Annotated in this window: 21 protein-coding genes; 7 read left to right on the top strand and 14 right to left on the bottom strand. The window is 35.9% G+C overall.

The window, feature by feature from the left end; translation table 11 throughout:
* Window positions 1-43: 43 nt before the first annotated feature.
* Window positions 44-571, bottom strand: coding sequence for a hypothetical protein (locus tag KBP46_RS14920; protein WP_216443583.1), 528 nt, complete (start codon window positions 569-571; stop codon window positions 44-46).
* A 189-nt stretch (window positions 572-760) separates the two neighbouring features.
* Here KBP46_RS14920 and mnmA point away from each other — a divergent pair, with 189 nt between their 5' ends.
* Window positions 761-1,948, top strand: coding sequence for a tRNA 2-thiouridine(34) synthase MnmA (mnmA, locus tag KBP46_RS14925; protein WP_120232343.1), 1,188 nt, complete (start codon window positions 761-763; stop codon window positions 1,946-1,948).
* A gap of 125 nt (window positions 1,949-2,073) precedes the next feature.
* Window positions 2,074-2,283 carry a hypothetical protein gene (locus tag KBP46_RS14930; protein ID WP_062672875.1) on the top strand — a complete coding sequence of 70 codons (210 nt, stop codon included), beginning with the start codon at window positions 2,074-2,076 and terminating at the stop codon, window positions 2,281-2,283.
* A gap of 63 nt (window positions 2,284-2,346) precedes the next feature.
* Here KBP46_RS14930 and KBP46_RS14935 read toward each other — a convergent pair whose 3' ends face one another.
* The gene (locus KBP46_RS14935) at window positions 2,347-2,697 is read right to left on the bottom strand and encodes a hypothetical protein (protein WP_062672873.1); all 351 of its coding nucleotides are present in this window, start codon (window positions 2,695-2,697) and stop codon (window positions 2,347-2,349) included.
* Window positions 2,698-2,711: 14 nt separating this feature from the next.
* Window positions 2,712-3,449, bottom strand: a complete 738-nt coding sequence (locus KBP46_RS14940) for a hypothetical protein (RefSeq protein WP_216443584.1) — start codon at window positions 3,447-3,449, stop codon at window positions 2,712-2,714.
* A 114-nt stretch (window positions 3,450-3,563) separates the two neighbouring features.
* Here KBP46_RS14940 and KBP46_RS14945 point away from each other — a divergent pair, with 114 nt between their 5' ends.
* Window positions 3,564-4,460 carry a hypothetical protein gene (locus KBP46_RS14945; protein ID WP_216443585.1) on the top strand — a complete coding sequence of 299 codons (897 nt, stop codon included), beginning with the start codon at window positions 3,564-3,566 and terminating at the stop codon, window positions 4,458-4,460.
* A gap of 209 nt (window positions 4,461-4,669) precedes the next feature.
* Window positions 4,670-5,896 (top strand): DUF6051 family protein, encoded by a 1,227-nt coding sequence (locus tag KBP46_RS14950; protein WP_216443586.1) that lies wholly within the window; start codon window positions 4,670-4,672, stop codon window positions 5,894-5,896.
* A gap of 91 nt (window positions 5,897-5,987) precedes the next feature.
* On the opposite strand, the gene KBP46_RS14955 is transcribed toward KBP46_RS14950, so the two are convergent.
* The 10 genes from KBP46_RS14955 to KBP46_RS15000 all read right to left on the bottom strand — a co-directional run bounded on the left by KBP46_RS14955 (window position 5,988) and on the right by KBP46_RS15000 (window position 14,579).
* A complete protein-coding gene (locus tag KBP46_RS14955) occupies window positions 5,988-6,731 on the bottom strand; it encodes a LytTR family DNA-binding domain-containing protein (protein WP_120232338.1) in 744 nt (247 codons plus the stop codon).
* A gap of 60 nt (window positions 6,732-6,791) precedes the next feature.
* Window positions 6,792-7,067 (bottom strand): 2TM domain-containing protein, encoded by a 276-nt coding sequence (locus KBP46_RS14960; protein ID WP_216443587.1) that lies wholly within the window; start codon window positions 7,065-7,067, stop codon window positions 6,792-6,794.
* Between the two features lie 26 nt (window positions 7,068-7,093).
* Entirely contained in the window at window positions 7,094-7,390 is a 297-nt protein-coding gene (locus KBP46_RS14965; RefSeq protein WP_216443588.1) for a 2TM domain-containing protein, read from the bottom strand.
* A gap of 121 nt (window positions 7,391-7,511) precedes the next feature.
* Window positions 7,512-8,081, bottom strand: a complete 570-nt coding sequence (locus KBP46_RS14970) for an isoprenylcysteine carboxylmethyltransferase family protein (RefSeq protein ID WP_216443589.1) — start codon at window positions 8,079-8,081, stop codon at window positions 7,512-7,514.
* Window positions 8,082-8,127: 46 nt separating this feature from the next.
* Window positions 8,128-8,433, bottom strand: a complete 306-nt coding sequence (locus KBP46_RS14975; protein WP_123278714.1) for a 2TM domain-containing protein — start codon at window positions 8,431-8,433, stop codon at window positions 8,128-8,130.
* 4 nt (window positions 8,434-8,437) lie between these two features.
* Complete coding sequence (locus KBP46_RS14980; protein ID WP_123278715.1) at window positions 8,438-9,751, bottom strand: 2TM domain-containing protein; 1,314 nt, start codon at window positions 9,749-9,751, stop codon at window positions 8,438-8,440.
* A gap of 139 nt (window positions 9,752-9,890) precedes the next feature.
* Window positions 9,891-10,550 carry a hypothetical protein gene (locus KBP46_RS14985; RefSeq protein ID WP_123278716.1) on the bottom strand — a complete coding sequence of 220 codons (660 nt, stop codon included), beginning with the start codon at window positions 10,548-10,550 and terminating at the stop codon, window positions 9,891-9,893.
* Between the two features lie 47 nt (window positions 10,551-10,597).
* Window positions 10,598-12,844, bottom strand: coding sequence for a TonB-dependent receptor (locus KBP46_RS14990; protein WP_123278717.1), 2,247 nt, complete (start codon window positions 12,842-12,844; stop codon window positions 10,598-10,600).
* Between the two features lie 93 nt (window positions 12,845-12,937).
* The gene (locus KBP46_RS14995) at window positions 12,938-13,840 is read right to left on the bottom strand and encodes a GyrI-like domain-containing protein (RefSeq protein ID WP_216443590.1); all 903 of its coding nucleotides are present in this window, start codon (window positions 13,838-13,840) and stop codon (window positions 12,938-12,940) included.
* Window positions 13,841-13,931: 91 nt separating this feature from the next.
* Entirely contained in the window at window positions 13,932-14,579 is a 648-nt protein-coding gene (locus KBP46_RS15000; protein ID WP_216443591.1) for a 4'-phosphopantetheinyl transferase superfamily protein, read from the bottom strand.
* A 242-nt stretch (window positions 14,580-14,821) separates the two neighbouring features.
* On the opposite strand from KBP46_RS15000, the gene KBP46_RS15005 reads away from it, so the two are divergent.
* Entirely contained in the window at window positions 14,822-15,325 is a 504-nt protein-coding gene (locus tag KBP46_RS15005) for a superoxide dismutase family protein (RefSeq protein WP_062672846.1), read from the top strand.
* Between the two features lie 55 nt (window positions 15,326-15,380).
* Here KBP46_RS15005 and KBP46_RS15010 read toward each other — a convergent pair whose 3' ends face one another.
* The gene (locus KBP46_RS15010; protein ID WP_120232329.1) at window positions 15,381-17,510 is read right to left on the bottom strand and encodes a carboxy terminal-processing peptidase; all 2,130 of its coding nucleotides are present in this window, start codon (window positions 17,508-17,510) and stop codon (window positions 15,381-15,383) included.
* Window positions 17,511-17,854: 344 nt separating this feature from the next.
* Here KBP46_RS15010 and KBP46_RS15015 point away from each other — a divergent pair, with 344 nt between their 5' ends.
* Together KBP46_RS15015 and surE are read left to right on the top strand one after the other, a co-directional pair.
* Complete coding sequence (locus KBP46_RS15015; protein WP_110008970.1) at window positions 17,855-18,025, top strand: lmo0937 family membrane protein; 171 nt, start codon at window positions 17,855-17,857, stop codon at window positions 18,023-18,025.
* 366 nt (window positions 18,026-18,391) lie between these two features.
* Window positions 18,392-19,180, top strand: a complete 789-nt coding sequence (gene surE / locus KBP46_RS15020; protein WP_062672842.1) for a 5'/3'-nucleotidase SurE — start codon at window positions 18,392-18,394, stop codon at window positions 19,178-19,180.
* The last annotated feature ends 47 nt before the right edge of the window (window positions 19,181-19,227 follow it).

Raw genomic sequence — 19,227 nt, forward strand, 5'->3', positions numbered from 1 at the left:
TGACTAAACGGGCTAAAGCCCTTTCCTATTGATGACTGAACTCTTAAAGTCCCACCACAAAACCAATGTTCGGGATCAGACCGCTGGAAAACACACTGGAATTCTGTTTCCAAAGCACGTTATACATTAAACCCAGCTGCATGAAGGAATTGTTTCCGATCCGCTGCATATATCCTCCTCCAAGGTATAATGCATTCTCTTCCGTATTGTATTTATAATCGTAATATTTATCCTTGTAATCAACAAAATAATGCTGATAGTTAGCTCCCACGTAAAATGATCTGGCAAAATAATAGTTGACAAAAGGACCTACTCCAAACATGGTAGATTTATAATAATCAGAAGTCTGCCACGAAACACTTCCTACCACACCGCCTTCAAAATCATTAGTAAATCTGTAACCTACTCTTGGCGATGCAGACAGATTAAAAGCGCTGTTACTTCCAAATCCTAATCCAATGCCTCCTCCAAAAGTCCACTTGCTGTTTTCCTGTACGGGTGCTCCTACTGAAATTTGGGAAAAAACTGATCCTGAAACTATCAGCATCATAGAAATAATAAACTTTTTCATATGTTATATTTTTGGTCTTACAATTATATTCTCATCTGTTTCCATTTGCAGAGATGGATAAAAAGATGACATATAGCTCTATCGTTTTTATCAATGTTTAAAATTATGGTTTTTTTACGAATTTTTTAATTGTATTTTTGCCACATCAAACTAAGAACTCCCGTTAAGAGTTTCGTAAAATTGAATACAATGAAAGTAGTAGTAGGCCTCTCCGGAGGTGTAGATTCTAGTGTTACAGCTTATTTGCTGCAGCAACAAGGCCATGAAGTAGTGGCTTTATTTATGAGAAACTGGAACGATGCTTCCGTAACATTAGAAGATGAGTGTCCCTGGATTGAGGACAGTAATGATGCCCTTATGGTGGCACAAAAGCTTGGAATTCCTTTCCAGGTGATAGACATGAGTGAACTTTACAAGGAACGTATCGTTGACTATATGTTTGCCGAATATGAAAAAGGCAGAACTCCCAACCCTGATGTATTATGTAACAGAGAAGTAAAATTTGATGTTTTTATGAAGACCGCAATGTCTTTGGGTGCCGATAAGGTAGCAACAGGACATTATGCAAGGGTAAATTCTACTTTTGATGAAAACGGTAAAGAAATTTTCCACCTTCTTGCAGGAAAAGACAATAATAAGGATCAGTCTTATTTCCTTTGCCAGCTAAGTCAGGATCAGCTTTCAAAAGCGTTATTCCCAATTGGAGAACTTACAAAGCCTCAGGTAAGAGAAATTGCAAAAGAAATCGGACTGGTAACGGCAGATAAAAAAGATTCTCAGGGATTATGTTTTATCGGAAAAGTAAGTCTTCCCCAGTTTTTACAACAGCAATTAAAACCTAATGAAGGGGAAATTGTAGAAATTTTCAAAGATTCTCCTTTATTTTCAGAAGAAAAACCTGAATTCTCCTCCAAAGAAGAGGAACTTGAGTTCTTATCACGAAAAATCAATTATAAAAAATCTGACGGAAAAGTAATCGGGAAACATCAGGGTGCCCAGTTTTTCACGATCGGACAAAGTAAAGGCCTTGGTATAGGCGGACACAAAGAAAGCTGTTTTATCATCTCCAGAGATATGGAAAACAACATTCTTTTCGTAGGAGAAGGAAGCCATTTCCCGGGACTTCATAAAAAAGCTCTGAAAATTGATAATTCTGAACTGCACTGGGTACGTGAAGATTTGAGGCTTCAGAACGGAGGATCTATGGAAGTAATGGCCAGATTCAGATACAGACAGCCTTTGCAGAAAGCAACCCTGTATCAGTTTGAAAATGCTTTTTATATTGAATTTGATGAACTTCAGTCTGCTATTGCTGAAGGACAGTTTGCTTCATGGTATATTGATGAGGAGCTGATCGGCAGTGGTGTGATTTCGTAAGAGTTTCGGGTACGGGATTCGGGTGATTGAGATTGTTTTTTTAAGAAAATATTTTTTTGAAATTTTTCTGTAACGTTTTTTAAGTTATCATACTTACGGAGTAAATAACAATAAAAAATACTACTATGAAAACATCTACAAAAAACCAGTATGCTTATGTAAACAATATTCTGATTGCAGTTGTATCCTCTATTTTCGGTTATAATCTTTATCAGGCCATTGTACATCCGGAAAACTCCAATATCGCGATCAGTCTTATTTTGGTAGTCCTGACTTCCGTTATGGTTCGAAAATATGGCTATCAGCCCGCAAAAGAAGAAAAGAAAGATATTTAATATCAACAACACATAATAAAGCCCGGAACATTTTTGTTTCGGGTTTGTTTTTAATAATAAATTTTATTTTATCTTTTCATTTACATAACCTGAGATAAAAACCAATGTAACAATACCTTCTGCTATTAATATCACAACAAGAAATCCAACAGGTTTTCCCAATATGACACCTCTGATAAGCTTGATAATTCCCAACAAGAAAATAAATCCTGCGAAATAAAATGCCGTTCCCGAAATGGTTTCTTTCAAAGAATTCAGCAAAAAAAACGAAGCGTAAAATCCTAGAACCAGAATGACATAGAACTTCAAAAAGTCAGGTCCTTTAAGAATAACCGGATTAAATGTCTGATGGACTGCCATAAGCCATATAAAGCCTATCACAACCGGAACTGAATGAATGATGAGTTTTTTCATAATGATGAGTTTTATTATCCTCCACAGCCTCCGCAGCCACCGCAACCACCGCAGCCTCCTCCACAACCACCTCCTCCGCTGCAGCTTGAGCCACCACAACTTCCTCCATCATTATTTTGCTTATCTTTTCTGTTAGGGTCAGAAACCTCCTGATCTCCTATGATTGAAACGATCGTTCCCAGAATGAAAATAATCCCGAATACAACTCCAGTAACCATTAACCCTGAAAAGCTATCTCCTTCTGTACACGAAAATAAAAGCAGTAACACAAATATGGGAGCAAAGAAGGCCATTTTTCTAAGCCAAAATTGTACTTTTGACTTTTTCTTACGCTCTCTCCAGATTTCTTCTGGTGCTTCCTGCCGGAATATCTGCCGATAACTTGTTAAAGTATCTTCAAACCAGTTCTGATGTCTTTCTTTTTCCGCAGAGCCTCCTTCGGAAGGATGATGATGAAGCGGTCTTTTTAAGATATGGGGACAGAATTCCTCCCAATAATTCTGCGTATAAATCAGATGCATATGCCAAACCTTGTCAACGATGTTACTGGGAGAAGCTCCGTGGGGAAGAATACAGCAGAGATACACGAACTTTTTGTATTCTTCAATTGCTTTTCTTGCGAAATCAAGACTCCAGCGTTCTTCTTTGGCCAGCTTTTTTGAAAAAGGGAAATCAACTCCCGGAGCATCCAGAGAAAATTCCTGTATCCTGTTCCAAAGAGACTCATCTTGTAATAGCATTTTTGTTTCCATTGTTTTGATTTTTGTTTTTCTACTCAAATATCAATGGATTATAAAATATAAAAGTCTTTCAAAAATCTTTTTTAGTTTGATAAAAATCTTAAATTAGTCTTATAAATAAACACCATGAAAAAGGAAGATATCTTGCATATTGAGAAACTGATGAATTTCTTAAGCCGGCAATTTTTAAAGAAAAACCATTGGGAAGATGTGACCAAAACCGAATGGTCTTATATAAGCGCTGAACTAAATGAACTGATTATCAATGATCATTCAGAAAAAGAGATCAAAAAAGAACCTGATATTCTGGGAACAAATTATCTGTATGAGCATCTGATCATCAATAAACTGAAAAAATTTAAACAGAACGAGAATGCGGTTTTAAGCAGACCCAACCTTGCTAAACTGAGTTTAATTGTCAAAGTTTTGGGATATTCCAATTACATAGATTTCATAAATTCAAATACGGAAGCATTCAATTTTAATGATCTAAGGATTGATATGAATAATACCAATATGAATGCCGCTCTTTTAGACCGTTTAGTAGGGTGCTGGTATTCTTATAACAGAAATCTGCCCGATAATCCTTTGATGGCAAAAGAAGACCGCATATGGCGTTCTGCCATGGAAATTTATAAGTCGGAAACCACAGGAGAATATTTTATTGAAAGAAGCGGTGGTGATCATCACAAATATTTTGGAAAAGTAACAGCCTATTCTGATTATGTTTTCATCATCATGAACAGCAATACTTTTATTCGTCAGAGACATTTCATTTCAAGGATAAAGGATATTAAAGAAAAACTTAAGAATCCGGACTATAAACTCCACGAAATCCACTTTATAAGCACCTGCATTAGTTTCAATCAGGAGCCGATTGCTTTATTTGAAATCTTCAGAAAAGCGGACAGAAAAAACTTCATTTCTGATTCCATCAGTTTTCCCATTGACAGTGACGAAATACCTGAATCAATTGTTAAACAACTTGAAGATACCGAATCTAACAGAATAGATTACAGATAGTTAAAAAAATAAAGATTATCGGACAAAAAAATAATTTAACAATAAACATCATCATCAATCTCTATATCATGGCCCCGGAATAAGACTATTTCGGGGTTTATTGTATTTCTCTTATGCCTGGAATATATTTAAACCTTAAAAATCAATTCATTACCGCAATAATTCTCTAACTTGATGGTTCTAAATATAAACCCTTCAATCGTCTTGCTATGGAATATTATGAATTGTATGAAGTTTTGAAAAATCATTTTGATTCCGGAAAAGACAGGGCAGAAATTCAGGAACTGAATGTAAGCATTGAATCAATTCCTTTTGAATCCAAGGTATGTGATCTGCTTTATGGCTCAAAGAAACAACAGTGCAACAAACATCAGCAAACCCTCGAAATCAACAAAAATGGTTATCTCTTGTACAACCAACCTGCTGTAGACATCAAAGATTTTGATATTGAATGCAATAAAAGATTTGAATATCATATCCTGAAGCGGGCAGATATAGAAACAGCCGAAGGAGTTTTGTTTTTTTTCCATGGACTGAATGAAAAGAAATGGGATAAATACCTGCCATGGGCGTATGAATTGGCCCAAAAAACACAAAAGGCCATCATACTGTTCCCTATTGCGTTTCATATGGATCGAGCAGAACCTATCTGGAGTGACCGCCGTCACATGATGGAAGTGGTTAATTTTAGGAAAAAAAAGTATCCGGAAAACATGAATTATTCCTATGTAAATGCTGCGATAAGTTCCAGACTGGAAGCGCATCCGCAAAGAATATTCTGGTCCGGGCTACAGACTTATTCTGATATTACAGAAGTGGTAAAAGATATTAAAAAGGGTAAAATCAAGGGTATTTCTCCAGAAGCAGATCTGGATTTATTTGGGTATTCTATAGGATCATTTCTTGCTTTAATTATCAAAATGGCTGATCCTCATCATTATTTTACCCGATCAAAAGTGTTTTGCTTTTGTGGTGGAATGACGATTGACAGGATGTTTCCGATATCCAAATACATCATGGATACTCAGGCAACAGTTAAAATGCAGTCTGTTTTTACGGAATTGTTGAGCTCTGATTTTAAGTCAGATTCACGTCTGAAACATTATCAGAATGAAGCATTGCATCCACAGGAAAGCTGGTTCAAAAAAATGCTCCGCTACAATTATTTCCAGAAGGAAAGAGAAGAAAGAATTCAGGAAATCCAATCTCAGATCAAGGCTTATGTATTAGAGAAAGACAGTGTTGCTCCTCCGATAGAAGCACTCAATACGCTGCAGGGTGGCTACAGGAACATCAATGTAGATATTGAAATCAAAGATTTCCCGTTTGAATATTCCCATATGGTTCCATTTCCGCTTACCCACAAGCATTCAAAAGAAGTTACCGACGCATTCCACCAGTTTGTACAATCTGCCAGTGATTTCTATAATGCCTGATGATTAATTTTTCAGGGATAAAATAGAGAGAGAAATAGTTTAAAAATAAATAGAATAAGATCCATGGTGTTTGTTTTTAAGTTAATCTTTATCAACTGACCAACCAGTCTTTAAAATCTTTCACACGGTCTCTGCTGACCGTTATTTCTTCTTCAGGCTGAAACTCAAGGTCCACTTTATAGTAAGGCGAAGTATGGATGTTTTTGATATAATCCGAACTGATAATAAATTGCCTGTTCACCCGGAAAAACTTTTTCTCATCGAGTACATCTTCCAGCTCATCAAGTGTAAAATCTGATGGATAGGTACGGTCTTCCGTCTGAAGATAAACGATTTTATTCTCACTGAAAAAACAGCTTATTTCATGAGTCTGTATAATCTTAAGGTTGTATCCTATTTTCACCAGAACTCTGGAAAGCGTAGACTTTTCTTTTCGGATTAACTGTTTGATATCCTGAGAACCATTAGTGTCATTGGCTGGAATAAATGATTTAAATTTCTCCACTGCTCCTTCCAGGTCTTCATCAAGAATGGGTTTTAAAAGATAATCAATGCTGTTCAGTTTAAAAGCTTTCAGCGTATATTGGTCAAAGGCTGTTGTATAGATAATGAAACCTTTTGTAGGTACTTTTTCAAAGATATCAAAAGACAATCCATCCCCTAAAACAATATCTGAAAAGATCAGCTGCGGATGTTCGTTTTCAGAAAACCAGGCAACACCTTCTTCCACCGATTCTATTTTAGCAACGATCTCTATATCAGGAAAGTTATTCAGCATTCTTTCTAATTTCCTTGAAGCAGGTTTTTCATCTTCTATAATAACAGTTTTGATCATTGAGTTTAAGTTTTAGTTTTCAGATTTTAGGAAATAAATTTATATAAAAGTGGACAGATTTTAATAGTGTATCGTTTTTTTCTCTTTTCTGAGTTCTTTTTCAATCATATCTTTTTCCCATTCGGAATCAAAGAGAAATAGTTTTGCAGCTTTTACCAGAATAATAAATCCCCAGATTCCAAGGATGATATATCGGTCAAACCAATGAAAGCTAATCATCTTTTCTCCAAAAATATCATCAGGAATGATTAGAACGGCAAATAAGGCAAATATAAAAAGGCTTTTATAGAATTTTCTGATATTGTTGGTTCTTGTGTGGGCAGTATCGTAATCCATGATATTATAAGTTTTTAAGTTATTGTTTAAAGTGTTTTTATTTTCTGTTTTTCATCCTTCTCCATCAGTTCTCTGATTTTTCTTTCTTCCCAGCTTTTACCAATTCCGAATACGCTTAAGGCATGAAATGCAATTCCTACTCCCCATCCCAGTGCAGGCCATAGAAACCATAAATATCCGGGAGCAGTTACAATGTTCAGTATTGCTAAAAAAGGAATAACGATACAGTACGAGGTAAGGTTTCCATAAAATTCTTTCAGGTCTTTCACTCTTCTTGAAGCTTTTCTGTAAGCAATTGTTTCTTTGTCAGGTAAAATTTCCATAATGATTTGTTTAAAGGTTGATTTGTTTTTTCTTGAATCAAAGGTAGCTCAGGAAAGTACCACGAATCAATTTTATGTTACCGAATGGTAGATTATGCTGTCTGAACTGTAAAACCTCTCATTAATAGATAAAAGGGATCAGTTTCTTTGTTCCTTTACTGTATTCAATATACTCATCCCCAAACTCTTCTATCAAGGCCTGTTCTTCAATTTTTATTCTGTAGGCAAAGGCTAAAAACGGAGGAACAAAAGCAAAGACTAATGAAAGCCAGTTATTGAGATACAAACCGAGGCCAAAAGAAGTTAACAGGGAAAAAGCATAGGAAGGATGTCTCAGATATTTATAAAATCCTTCTTTTTTGATTTTATGATCCTGTCTGATGGTTACATCTACTGTAAAATATTTTCCCAAAGATCTGATGATGATGTATCTGACAATGATACCAACAAGAATAAAAAGCTCGCCCAGATAAAGTATCCAGACGCCATCAGCCATTGGAAAATGAAAATTATAAGACATGAATATTGCACTAACAATAGAAAAAGGAATGACCATCCATAAAATATTCAGAGTGGATTTATCCTTGTTTTTTTGATCTTCTTTGCCGGATTTCAACATGTTTTTGTAAAGGAATTCTGTAAGAAACCAGGCTGCCATTGAAATATAAAACAAAGTTGATAAAGCATTCATTTTCAATAAAATTAAGATTAAAAGTATTTTTAAAAAGATAGTTTCTCTAATGCTCTTTCTGTTTATCCATCAGTTCCTTGATCTTCTTATCTTCCCATTTCTTGATAAAATTAACACGGGGCAGAAAAACGGTAACTGCATGTGCTGCAAGTCCTATTCCCCAAAAAGTTGCCGTGAAAAAGTTTTTAAACTGAAAATAACTTTCACCAGGTTTCAGGTGCATACAATTATAGACAACAATCAGAGCATTTACTGCTATATAAGCGAATACATGTCCGTAAAACCCACGCAGTCTTTCTACCTGTCTTCTTGCTTGTTGATATTCAATATTGTTTTCGTCAAATGTTCTCATGGTTCTATTTTTTTTGTTTGTTCATAATTTCACGAATCTTCTTTTCCTGCCAGGATTCACCTACTCCAAACACCTGAAATGCATGAGAAGCAACGCCTATTCCCCATCCCAGTACAGGAAACCAGAACCAATGATTTCTGCTGCTCGTAAAAAGATTAATAAAGATTAAAAAGGCACTTACCGTACAGTAAGAAATAAGGTTCATATAAAAACTCTTAATCTCTTTTACTCTTTTTTGTGCCCGTTGGTAAGCTGCAGAATCATCTTCAGGTTTTGATATGGAAACTTGTGGTTTAGCCACGAGCATTGGAAGTTTTACTTTAAAATGATCTTCAGATTTTTCGATGAAGACATTTCGCTCTGTAATAAGGGAATAACGCTGTACAATATTGGCCAGACCAATTCCTGAGCTTTCTTTGATTTGTTCTCTTACCTGAAGATTATTTTCAATGCAGAGCATATTTCCGTCTGAAAAAATTCTGATGATCAGAGGTTTTGATGATGTGGCAAAATTGTGTTTGATACAATTTTCCAGCAAGAGCTGCAAAGCCAGTGGAACTACATATTTCTGATAATCCTCTTTAGCAACATCAAAGGTAAAATCCACACTGTCTTCAAATCTTGTTTTCAAAAGTTCACAATAGGTTTTTGCAAATTCTATCTCGTCTTCTACTGTTACCAGTTCTTTATCTTTTTGTTCAAGTACATATCGGTAAATCTTTGACATTGAAGCAGTAAACTTTTGTGCCTGACGAGGATTTTCATCAATCAACGAGCTTAAAACATTCAATGAGTTGAAAAGGAAATGTGGATCCAGCTGGTTCTTTAAACTTTCAAACTGGGCATTTGCAGATTTGGCGATAAGCTTCTGTTCCACCACTTCTTTTCGGGAAGTTTTCTTCAGCTCTTCCATGAAACTTCTGGCATGAAGGAAAGCGGATATCAACAATGCTATATTGATGGTAAACCAATTGAGGAAATTATATTTTCCAAGGAAAAACTCTTCTGTAGTAGCTGCTTTTTGAATAAGTACAAAATTGACATAATTGCAGAAATAGACCAGTACAAAATTGGCGACAATAATTGAAATAATACTGATAACCGCTCTTTTGGTTGTAGCCTCAGACCATGGGACCTTTTTATTCAGAAAACTGTTCAATAGCCCGTTTCCTCCTCCCAATACAAAAGAATAAATAAAAGAGATAAGCAGGGTATATAAAAAGTTTTCAAGATTCTTCTCTTCTGTAAAGACAAAAAAGAAAAACATGGAGACTGCAAGCGATACCCAGAATAGTACGATAAAGTTTTTCCGTTTCATGATCTGTTTTCTTGACTCAAAATTAGTTTTTATTAAAGGTATCAAAAATTAATTGTTACCGAAGGGCTGATTTTTCGTTCTGAACGGTACAAAAAAACCTTCACGAGTGAAGGTTGATTGATTTGAAATACAGAGAAAACTACTTTGCTTTTTCTGCCGGTAAGCTTAAGAAATAGTCTGCTTCTCCTTTTCCCCAGTTAGGGTCCAAAGCTGTTTTGGGTTTGTAGGCTTTAAACTTTGCCTGAGCATCTTTAAACATTTCCAATCCTTTGGTTTTGCTTCCTCCGTACTGTTCGGGAGTAAAATAGACATCTTCTGCTTTGATAAGTGCAATTCTTGGGTTTGCCGGGTCTAATTTTTCTGCAATATTAAGTTCATCAGCAGCTCTTGCCCCGTCTGTCATATAACGCTGGGCAGGATTCACCATCATTCTTAAGGAATAAGACATTTTTTTCAACAGATGAATTTCCGCATTATCTGCTCCTGCAAGGTTCTGAGCCAATGAAAGACTTTTCTCTGCCTGATCTGCAATACCATCCAGTTCCTGCATTTTTCCGTCCCTCATCAGGGTTCTTCCTTTTTGGATATAAGAAAATGCGGCATAGTAAGCAGGTAACCACTTTGAGCTTTCCTTACTTCCTATTCTCTGGAAATCATTTGCAAGAGCCTGGAAATCTTCTGAGGTTTTGCAGGTTTCAATTCTGGCTATTTTTTCAGACATTGTTTTGTCATAATCTGCCTGTGCAAAAGCTGTTAAGCTCACAAAAGCTAAAGCAAAACTTAAAAGGTATTTTTTCATGATATCAAATTTTAAAAGTGAGTTATGTTTGTTCTAAGATATGTTTTTTATAAATTATTATTGATGGCATCATCTGTTTTGTCTACTCCAAAGCTTATAAACGCTCCTATGAAAACAAAAGTATTGACAGGCGGAACAATTGCAGAGCTTCTGGAGCCATTGGCTGAAAAATTATAGCCATAAATATTCTTTGATCCTAAAATATTGCTAATACTCAATACAAATACCGGAAAAGCTTTTGCATCTTTTTTACCGATATTCGGAAGATAATTGACGCTGAAATTCAATGCGTTGTAATCCTTAAGTGTTCCTTCATTCCGGATAAAATTTACAGCTTTTCCATCTTTAAATGTGGAGGCAATGTCATAATAAGGCCGTCCTTTGGCGTAAGTATATGATAAATTGACCCCAAGCTTCCATTCAGGAATAAATCTTTTTGCGACTGCTGAAAGGGTATGTTCTGCTGCAAAACTCGGCTGCAGGCTTACCGGATAATTCAGGAAATCTCTTTTTGAATCCAGATAAGAGTAGCTGATCCAGTAATCGATATTTTCAAATGTCTTTTTATTATCTCTCCAGAAGAATTCCAGTCCTTTTGCATATCCATAGCCATCATTATTTAAAGCGGTCTGAATCTGCTGATTTTGCTCTTTGTTCTGGGTAATATTGAACGTCTTAATCAACTGGTCATATTTCTTGTAAAATGCCTCAAAACGTAAAGTTCTGCCTTCTGAAGCTCTCTGAACCTGGAAAATATAATGCTGTGATTTCTGAAAACCAAGATTGGCAGGTCCATTGATGTATTTACTTTCCGGATTCTGATAAAAAATCCCGTAAGCTAATGAAGTGGTCCAGTCTTTTGCAAGACGGTAGGCAATCGCAAAACGAGGCGCAATATTATCCTTTCCTAAAAAAGAAGAATGCTCTGCTCTCACCCCTATTTTTGCTGACAATGCATTGCTGAAGCCAAGATCTGTTTCCACGAAAGCAGAAGAGATCAGGTCTTTATAATGTTTCTGTACAGCTTCAAAATTCAGATTTTCATCGGTATTATTCAGTTCAACTCCTCCTCTTAAGGCACTGATTCTGTTGATCTTTCTTTCAAGAACTGCTTTGAAGTTCACATAGTTTCCATCAGTCAGAAGCTGGCTTCTGTTGGATTCAATATCATTGGTTTCCGTAGAAAAATGAAGATCCGATCTGTTGTAGGAATAAGAACCGCCCACATTAAGCAGATATTTTCCGAATTTCTGTTTAAAAGAAAGGTTGTGAAATGTATTTTTACCGTTAAGCTTTACCAGACTGAAATCAGATCCGGGTTTAAGACTTTCTGATCTCACACCCATTTTATTGGAATTGAACATTCCGTAATATTTGAAAAAGCCTCCTGATTTTGTTTTAAATCTGAAATTAAGATCTCCGTTAAGACCTTGGGGAGCTTCTACAAAGTCTGTATTAAAATTTAAGACTTTCTGCATCAGACTTAAAAGAGAATATCCTGCTGTAGCACCGTAGGAATAGTTTTTATTATCTCCTAACTTTTGAAATCCTGCACTCAGAAAAATGGGTGAAATCCCAAAGTTATAGGAGGTTTCTTCCGGAAGATCTACACTTTCCAGCATCAATGCTCCCGAAAGAGCCTGCCCGTACAATGCAGAATAGCCACCACTTGAGAAAACATTTCCTTTAAAAAGTGAAGTATTGAACTGATCTCTCCCCGCTATTCCCGGAACAGAATTAGAAAAATAATTATTGATAAGACTTCCGTCCATAAAGATTTTAGATTCCGTTCCGGTACCTCCACGAATGAATAAACCTTCTGTTCCTCCTACTTTCTGTACTCCCGGAAGATAAGTCAATGCTGAAGAAATCTGTCCGTCTGCTCCTGCCGTTGTATAAATATCAATGGGAGTGAGTAATGCTGTTGCTCTTTTTTTATCACTGGCTTCAATAGATCCTGCAGAAACTACTACTGCATCAATCTCACTGATCTGTTCTTTAAGATCAATATTCAAGGATATATCTTGATTTTCAATAGAAACTGATCTTTCTACATTTTCATATTTCGGGTGGGTAAAAGTAATTGTATGAGCTCCTTTTTCTGAAGTTTCAAAGGTAAAATTACCCTGAGCATCTGTTGTAGCCCCATCATAGGTGTCTTTGAGCGTTACATTTACTTCGGCGACTCCTTTGTTTTTAAAGGATACTTTCCCCGATATTTTCACCTGGGAATATCCCATAATGGAAGTGAGAAGAAGAATCAGAAACAGTATGTTTTGTCCTTGTGTTTTCATTTTTATTGTTTTCTGGAATCAAAAATAGCATGAGAAATACCTTTCTGTAAAAAAATTATTACTGAAAGGCATTCTTTTGCTCCCGAATGGTAATTAATGAACCGGAATGCAAAAATCCACGATCATCTTCGCATCCGGATGTTCTTTAAAATTGGAGTGATAGATTTCATAAGGAAAGGTTCTTCTCATGGCGTAGTTGTTTTCGTTCATCCATAAGAACAGAGAAACCCAGCATTGTTCAAAATCATCCAATGTCACCTCTCCGCTTCCTACAATGTACTTTCCGCCTTCTAACGTTTCTGAAAATACTTCTCCCTCCTGTTGCTGCAGTTTTTCATCCAAAAGCATACAGGCGTGAATCCTGACTTTATCGAGAGGTGTGATTTTACAGCTGTCGTGATATACAGAAATCATTTTAAGATTTTCCCGCGGAAACAGGTTTTTCTTTTTTGCCCAGTCTATCAGGATATTAAAAGAAGGTTCTACGTTGGCCATTCCAAGGCTCATAATGGATGCCAGATTCATTTCCGGCATTTCTTTTATTTCGATTTTCAAATTCATTCTAGTCCAGTTTAACAGGTTTTCAATATTGCAAATGTATTGGCTGAAAACCGTCTCAACTTGTCCGTTCTTGCTTTGTGTTTGTAAAATCCTGTGAAATTTTTCCGGTGCTGATCTGCGAAATTCTGTGGGCGCGAGACCGTAATATTTTTTGAATGTTTTGCAGAAAACAGAATGATTGGAGAAACCAAGATCCCAATAGATCTCCTTGATCTCCATATTTTTATGAACTGCTAAATGAAGAGCACTTTTCTCTATTTTCTTTCTGATAATATAATTCTGAAGGGTTTCTCCTGTAACCAGCTTAAATATTCTGTGAAAATGAAAAGGTGAATAGGCACATATCTCTGAAACTTTTTCCAGAGACAGCTCCGCATCAATATGGTTATCAATATATTGAATTGTTTTTACAATCCGTTTTTTATATTCTTCCACTTCAAAATTATTAGTTTACAAAGATATTTGTCCGGAATGAAAGTCTGTTGTCTTTTATTGCTATTGTCTGGAAGTCATTTCGCTTTTTTTGTCACGAGATCTCCTCTTCAAAACGTTTAAATAAAACAACATCTTGTTTAACTTTCTGATCTGAAGATGCAATATACCCCTGATAATCTTCATGAATAAAAATTTCTCTGGTAAAGAACTTTTCTTCTTCAATCCTGCATTCGTTATTGACCACTTCAAAAGAATCCAGCGGAAGCATCAGCCCTGCTCCATGAGCCTTTATTACAGCTTCCTTTCTTGCCCAATAAGTGAAGAATTCTTTCGTTTTATCCTCAGCATCATGAATTTTCTGAAGCTCTCTGGCCGTCATCTGAAATATAAAATCCTGATAATTGATCTTCGGATCTCTGAATTCAACATCTATTCCCAAAGGATATTCTGCAATAGCACAGACCGCAAGCTCTTTGGAATGCGATATATTAAAATGAAGATGATGGTCTTTTAAGTAAGGCTTTTTATTGGGAAGAACTCCTGTTTCTACATCAGAAATATTATAATACGTTTTCAGACCGTATTGTAAAAGCACCTTTCCCAGTAAAGAAAGCTGCACATCCTGCCATCTTCTGTATCGCAGGATATTCTGATTAACCTCCTGAGAAAAAGCAGGCAGGTATAGGTCTAAACGTGACTGATGTTTTTCTTCGCTGATGAATGTATAAAGAATGATCATTTTCTATTGGTTTCCAGCTATGAAGGCTTAATTAAAATGACTTTTTAACGACTAAAATAAAGCTTTTTTTCATCTCTTTTTAAACAACATATTATTCATCTCAAGATTTTGGAATTTAAAGTTAAAAGATGCTTTATGCCAGTAATTATTTAAACCAGTTTTTTAAAAAAGAGTGAGATCATAAAGCGCTTTGGAAAATCTTTTTTAAATTTATCGTAAAATCACTATAAATCATTTAACAAATGAAAGTACAAACATTAGCATTATTGGCGGGATTTGCAGTTTTTGCCGTTTCATGCGGAACCACAAAAACCTATTCTGTAAATGCCAAAAGCGGAACACAGACGGGGGGAACAGCGAAGTTTACTCAAAATGGAAATGAAGTAACAATGAAGCTTGACATCACCAACCTTACTCCTGGAATCCATGCCGTACACATTCATGAAAAAGGTGACTGCTCAGCTGCAGACGGAACTTCTACTGGCGGCCACTGGAATCCTTCGAAGAATGATCATGGTAAATGGGGTGCCGAACATTTCCATATGGGAGATATAGGAAACCTGGTTGCTGATCAGAACGGAACGGCGACATTGACTTTCAAGACAGACAAATGGTGTCTGGGCTGTACAGACGAGTCTAAGAACATTATCGGAAAAGGTCTTATAGTACACGCTGCAGCAGATGATTTCCATACCCAGCCTACTGGAAATGCAGGAGGAAGAGTAGGATGTGTAGAAATTAAATAATTTACTTTATTCAATAAAAAAACCGCTAATCTTTTAATTAGCGGTTTTTTTATGTTTAGGATTTAGCTCCCATATCTGATACAATATTCATTGCTTCCTGCAGGTAAAGATCTTTTTTCAGATTCTTGATCCACATTTCAGATTTTTTCTTGAAAGCTTCGTCTTTTTTCTCTCTTTCAATTTCACTTGGATACATGATGAACTGAAGACCGTTCTCAAATTTCGTCAAAGCTTTGAACTTTTCAATCTGAGATTTTCTGTTCTTCATCAGCTCATTGAATTTTGTAATATTCAAAGTGATATTTTCTTCCTTATCCAGTTTTTCTCTCCACTGAGCAGATTCTAATAGCAACTGGTAATTGCTGTTTTTAGCCATTCTGTCTGCACTTGCCTTCTCCAGAGCCTGGATATTGAAATAGTTCAGTTTCTGGAATTTTGTAGGTGGAATTTTATCCCACGCCAATGCATAATCATCATATCGCTCTCCTACTTCAGCATACGTAAAGAAGTCTTTCATCTGGATATCAGAAACAATTCCTTTTCTCTGGGTAGATTCTCCGGTAATTCTGTAGAATTTCTGGATCGTCAGTTTTAAAGATCCGAAATCATCTTCTGTATTCAGGAATCTGTTCAAATCCACAAAAGTCTGAACAGTTCCTTTTCCGAAAGATTGTGGAGATCCGATAATCATCGCTCTACCATAATCCTGCATTACTCCTGCAAGAATTTCTGAAGCTGAAGCCGAAAGTTCGTTTTGCATGATAACCAACGGACCTGTCCAGATTGGAGTTTCATTTTTGTTCTTAAGTGTCTGTATTTTTCCGTTTCCGTCTTTTACCTGAACATAAGGACCAGCTTCCATGAAAAGTCCCATAATATCGCCTACTTCAGTTAAAGAACCTCCACCATTATTTCTAAGGTCAAGAATGATTCCCTGAATGTTCTGTTCTTTAAGCTTAATGATTTCATTTTTGATATCATCAGAAGCATTTCTTCCTTTGGCGTTTTCAAAATCAGCATTAAAGCTTGGCAGGTTGATGAAACCGTATTTCTTACCATTTGGAGCATTCACTACAATACTTCTTGCAAATGTATCTTCGATAGCAACTTCTTCACGGATCATGGTTACATCTTTAATGGAACCATCTTTTTTCTGAACAGTTAAGGTTACCGGAGTTCCTTTTTCACCTCTGATCAGTCTTACCGCTTCATCAGAAAGCATTCCTACTACATTTACAGCATCTTCTTTCGGCTTTGATCTTACTTTCAGGATTTTATCTCCTTCTGAAAGCTGCTTGGATTTCCATGCCGGTGCACCAATGGTAAGCGCTCCTAAGTAAAGGTTTCCTTTTTTCTCCTGGATCAGGGCTCCGATACCAATTACTTTTCCGGTGAACTGGGTATCAAAATCTTCTTTATCTTTTGGAGAATAATAGTTGGTGTGCGGATCAAATACTTCAGTATACGCATTCATATACACGGTAAACCAATCCATTTTCTTTCTCTTTTTGAATCTCGTGAAAGTATCTTTTACAAGGTCTTTTACCTCATCAGTCGCTTTTTTGATCTTCTCGTCCTGAGTAAGTGGCTTAAATTTGATCGTATCTTTCAGTTTGTATTTCTGAACAGAGTCTTTCTTTTCTTTCTGAGCTTCTTCTTTGCTGTTCATCGACTCAACTTCCTGGAGGATGTTGTATTTGATGAATTTTTTCCACTCATTATACTGTTCCTGTTTGTTGGCAGGTACTTTTTTTAGTTTGGGCTCAAGAGTAAGCGTTTCATCTTCCTGAAGATTTATGGGCTTGCTGAAGATATCCTGTGTGATTTTATCAATCTCATCCACTCTCTGGTAAAGTCTGTCAATGGTAAGCTTATAGAATGTAAGATCACCTTGTCCGATATAGTCATCAAGCTTTGTTTCATGCTTGCTGAATTCATCCATATCAGATTGCAGAAAATATCTTTTCGCTGGATCTACCAATTCGAAATAATGCTTATAAACGTCCTTCGAATAGGCATCATTGATAGATTTCGGGCTATAATGCAGATAAGAAAGTGTGTTTTTTACGCTCACCATTATTGTCTGCATCTTTTCATCGTCATTCTGTGGCGAGTTGAAACAAAACATTAGACTGGTTAATGGAATAAGGAGTAAAAATTTATTCAGTTTGAAATTTTTCCACATAAACTGTCTTTATTTATTAATTTTTTTAAAATAAGTATAGTAATTAGTAGCAGTAAGTTTGGTACTGTTACAAATGATCAAATTTAATACCTTATTTACAAATATCGACAGTTTTGATCATTTTTATTTAAAGAGATTTACAAATAATCAGGACAGTATGAGCCATTTCCTATTATCAGACAGTTTCGTTATAAAGTGATACAGATCAATCCTTTTTTTCAAACACACCTAAATTTTTAATTTTTAATCTAAAAACAGAAAACACATACCACAAAAATCAATTTTTAGCCATAAAGGCATAAAATATGCAGAGAATTAACCATACAAATTCAAAATATTAAGTCATGAAAAGTTTATTATGGTTAGTAGCAGTCATCTGCATCGTTGTTTGGCTATTGGGAATGCTAGGAGTCGTTCCCGGAATGAGCACAGGTTATTTAATTCACGTTTTACTGGTTATTGCTATTATTGTTATTCTTTATAATATCATTTCCGGTAGAAAACCTCTCGACTAGTTTATTATTTTGTACGACCACTTAACATTAAAATTATCAGGCTTTACAGGTGTTCTTCACAGGATAACAAGAGATTTTCATGGGAGGCACCTGTAAAATTCTGAGTTTGATGAACTAAAATTCATATTAAAATTCCTTCATTTTAGTCAGATATTCTGCTTCTGGCATTTTTCTTTATCGGTGCATTGATCTTCACTCTCTGAAGCAAAAGCAGAAGGATTTTATTTCTATTTCACAACAGCCAATCCCAATCTGGTATTTTATGGCGTCTGATTTTTACCTACATTTGATGTGTTGAAAATCTATTTGTTCAATTCTGAAAATGAACAAACTCACTCTGTTTAAATAAAAAATTAAAGATAATTTATGGAAAGACCACTTATTCTGGTGACTAATGACGACGGAATTACAGCTCCTGGTATCAGAAATCTTGTAAATTTTATGAATGAAATCGGAGAAGTAGTGGTTGTTGCCCCCAATTCTCCTCAAAGTGGAAAAGGCCACGCTATTACCATTAATTCTACCCTAAGCTACGAAGAAGTTACTCTGGATGGCCCGCAGACAGATTTTTCCTGTAGCGGAACTCCTGTTGACTGTGTAAAAATGGCTCTTGATAAAATCCTGACCAGAAGACCCGATATTGTGGTTTCAGGAATCAATCACGGGGCAAATTCTTCTATCAATGTAATCTATTCAGGGACCATGTCGGCTGCAGTAGAAGCAGGTGTAGAAGGAATTCCTGCCATTGGATTCTCATTACTGGATTTCAGCTGGGAAGCAGATTTCACTCAGGCTAAAGAATTTATTCAGAATATTGTAAGAAGAACATTGGAAAACCCAATGCCAAAAGGAGTTGTACTGAACGTAAATATTCCTAAACTTCCGGCGGAAGAGATTAAAGGAGTAAAAGTCTGTAAACAGGCCAATGCCAAATGGGAAGAAAGCTTTGATGAGAGAGTAAATCCTCATGGTAAAAAATATTACTGGCTGACAGGTTATTTCAACAATATGGATGATTCTGAAGATGCTGATGAAACAGCATTGGCCAATGGATATATTTCTATTGTTCCGGTAAAGTTTGACCTTACAGCTTATGAATACATGAAAACATTGGAAGAAGTGATGACTTTTGAAGATGTAAAAGAAGTAAAATAACAAGAAAATAATAAAAGCGTGAAATTTCATTTCACGCTTTGCTTTTT

Origin of the sequence: Chryseobacterium sp. PCH239, from assembly GCF_018924625.1 — a bacterium.
GTDB classification, from domain to species: domain Bacteria; phylum Bacteroidota; class Bacteroidia; order Flavobacteriales; family Weeksellaceae; genus Chryseobacterium; species Chryseobacterium cucumeris.

What these genes read in the sequence shown, in the direction of transcription:
- KBP46_RS14955 (WP_120232338.1), bottom strand. Translation starts at nt 6,731, where the DNA reads ATGATCAAAACTGTTATTATAGAAGATGAAAAACCTGCTTCAAGGAAA.
- KBP46_RS14945 (WP_216443585.1), top strand. Translation starts at nt 3,564, where the DNA reads ATGAAAAAGGAAGATATCTTGCATATTGAGAAACTGATGAATTTCTTA.
- KBP46_RS14975 (WP_123278714.1), bottom strand. Translation starts at nt 8,433, where the DNA reads ATGAGAACATTTGACGAAAACAATATTGAATATCAACAAGCAAGAAGA.
- KBP46_RS14940 (WP_216443584.1), bottom strand. Translation starts at nt 3,449, where the DNA reads ATGGAAACAAAAATGCTATTACAAGATGAGTCTCTTTGGAACAGGATA.
- KBP46_RS14960 (WP_216443587.1), bottom strand. Translation starts at nt 7,067, where the DNA reads ATGGATTACGATACTGCCCACACAAGAACCAACAATATCAGAAAATTC.
- KBP46_RS15015 (WP_110008970.1), top strand. Translation starts at nt 17,855, where the DNA reads ATGAAAAGTTTATTATGGTTAGTAGCAGTCATCTGCATCGTTGTTTGG.
- KBP46_RS15010 (WP_120232329.1), bottom strand. Translation starts at nt 17,510, where the DNA reads ATGTGGAAAAATTTCAAACTGAATAAATTTTTACTCCTTATTCCATTA.
- KBP46_RS14980 (WP_123278715.1), bottom strand. Translation starts at nt 9,751, where the DNA reads ATGAAACGGAAAAACTTTATCGTACTATTCTGGGTATCGCTTGCAGTC.
- KBP46_RS14985 (WP_123278716.1), bottom strand. Translation starts at nt 10,550, where the DNA reads ATGAAAAAATACCTTTTAAGTTTTGCTTTAGCTTTTGTGAGCTTAACA.
- KBP46_RS14930 (WP_062672875.1), top strand. Translation starts at nt 2,074, where the DNA reads ATGAAAACATCTACAAAAAACCAGTATGCTTATGTAAACAATATTCTG.
- surE (WP_062672842.1), top strand. Translation starts at nt 18,392, where the DNA reads ATGGAAAGACCACTTATTCTGGTGACTAATGACGACGGAATTACAGCT.
- KBP46_RS14950 (WP_216443586.1), top strand. Translation starts at nt 4,670, where the DNA reads ATGGAATATTATGAATTGTATGAAGTTTTGAAAAATCATTTTGATTCC.
- KBP46_RS14990 (WP_123278717.1), bottom strand. Translation starts at nt 12,844, where the DNA reads ATGAAAACACAAGGACAAAACATACTGTTTCTGATTCTTCTTCTCACT.
- KBP46_RS15005 (WP_062672846.1), top strand. Translation starts at nt 14,822, where the DNA reads ATGAAAGTACAAACATTAGCATTATTGGCGGGATTTGCAGTTTTTGCC.
- KBP46_RS14965 (WP_216443588.1), bottom strand. Translation starts at nt 7,390, where the DNA reads ATGGAAATTTTACCTGACAAAGAAACAATTGCTTACAGAAAAGCTTCA.
- mnmA (WP_120232343.1), top strand. Translation starts at nt 761, where the DNA reads ATGAAAGTAGTAGTAGGCCTCTCCGGAGGTGTAGATTCTAGTGTTACA.
- KBP46_RS14970 (WP_216443589.1), bottom strand. Translation starts at nt 8,081, where the DNA reads ATGAATGCTTTATCAACTTTGTTTTATATTTCAATGGCAGCCTGGTTT.
- KBP46_RS15000 (WP_216443591.1), bottom strand. Translation starts at nt 14,579, where the DNA reads ATGATCATTCTTTATACATTCATCAGCGAAGAAAAACATCAGTCACGT.
- KBP46_RS14935 (WP_062672873.1), bottom strand. Translation starts at nt 2,697, where the DNA reads ATGAAAAAACTCATCATTCATTCAGTTCCGGTTGTGATAGGCTTTATA.
- KBP46_RS14920 (WP_216443583.1), bottom strand. Translation starts at nt 571, where the DNA reads ATGAAAAAGTTTATTATTTCTATGATGCTGATAGTTTCAGGATCAGTT.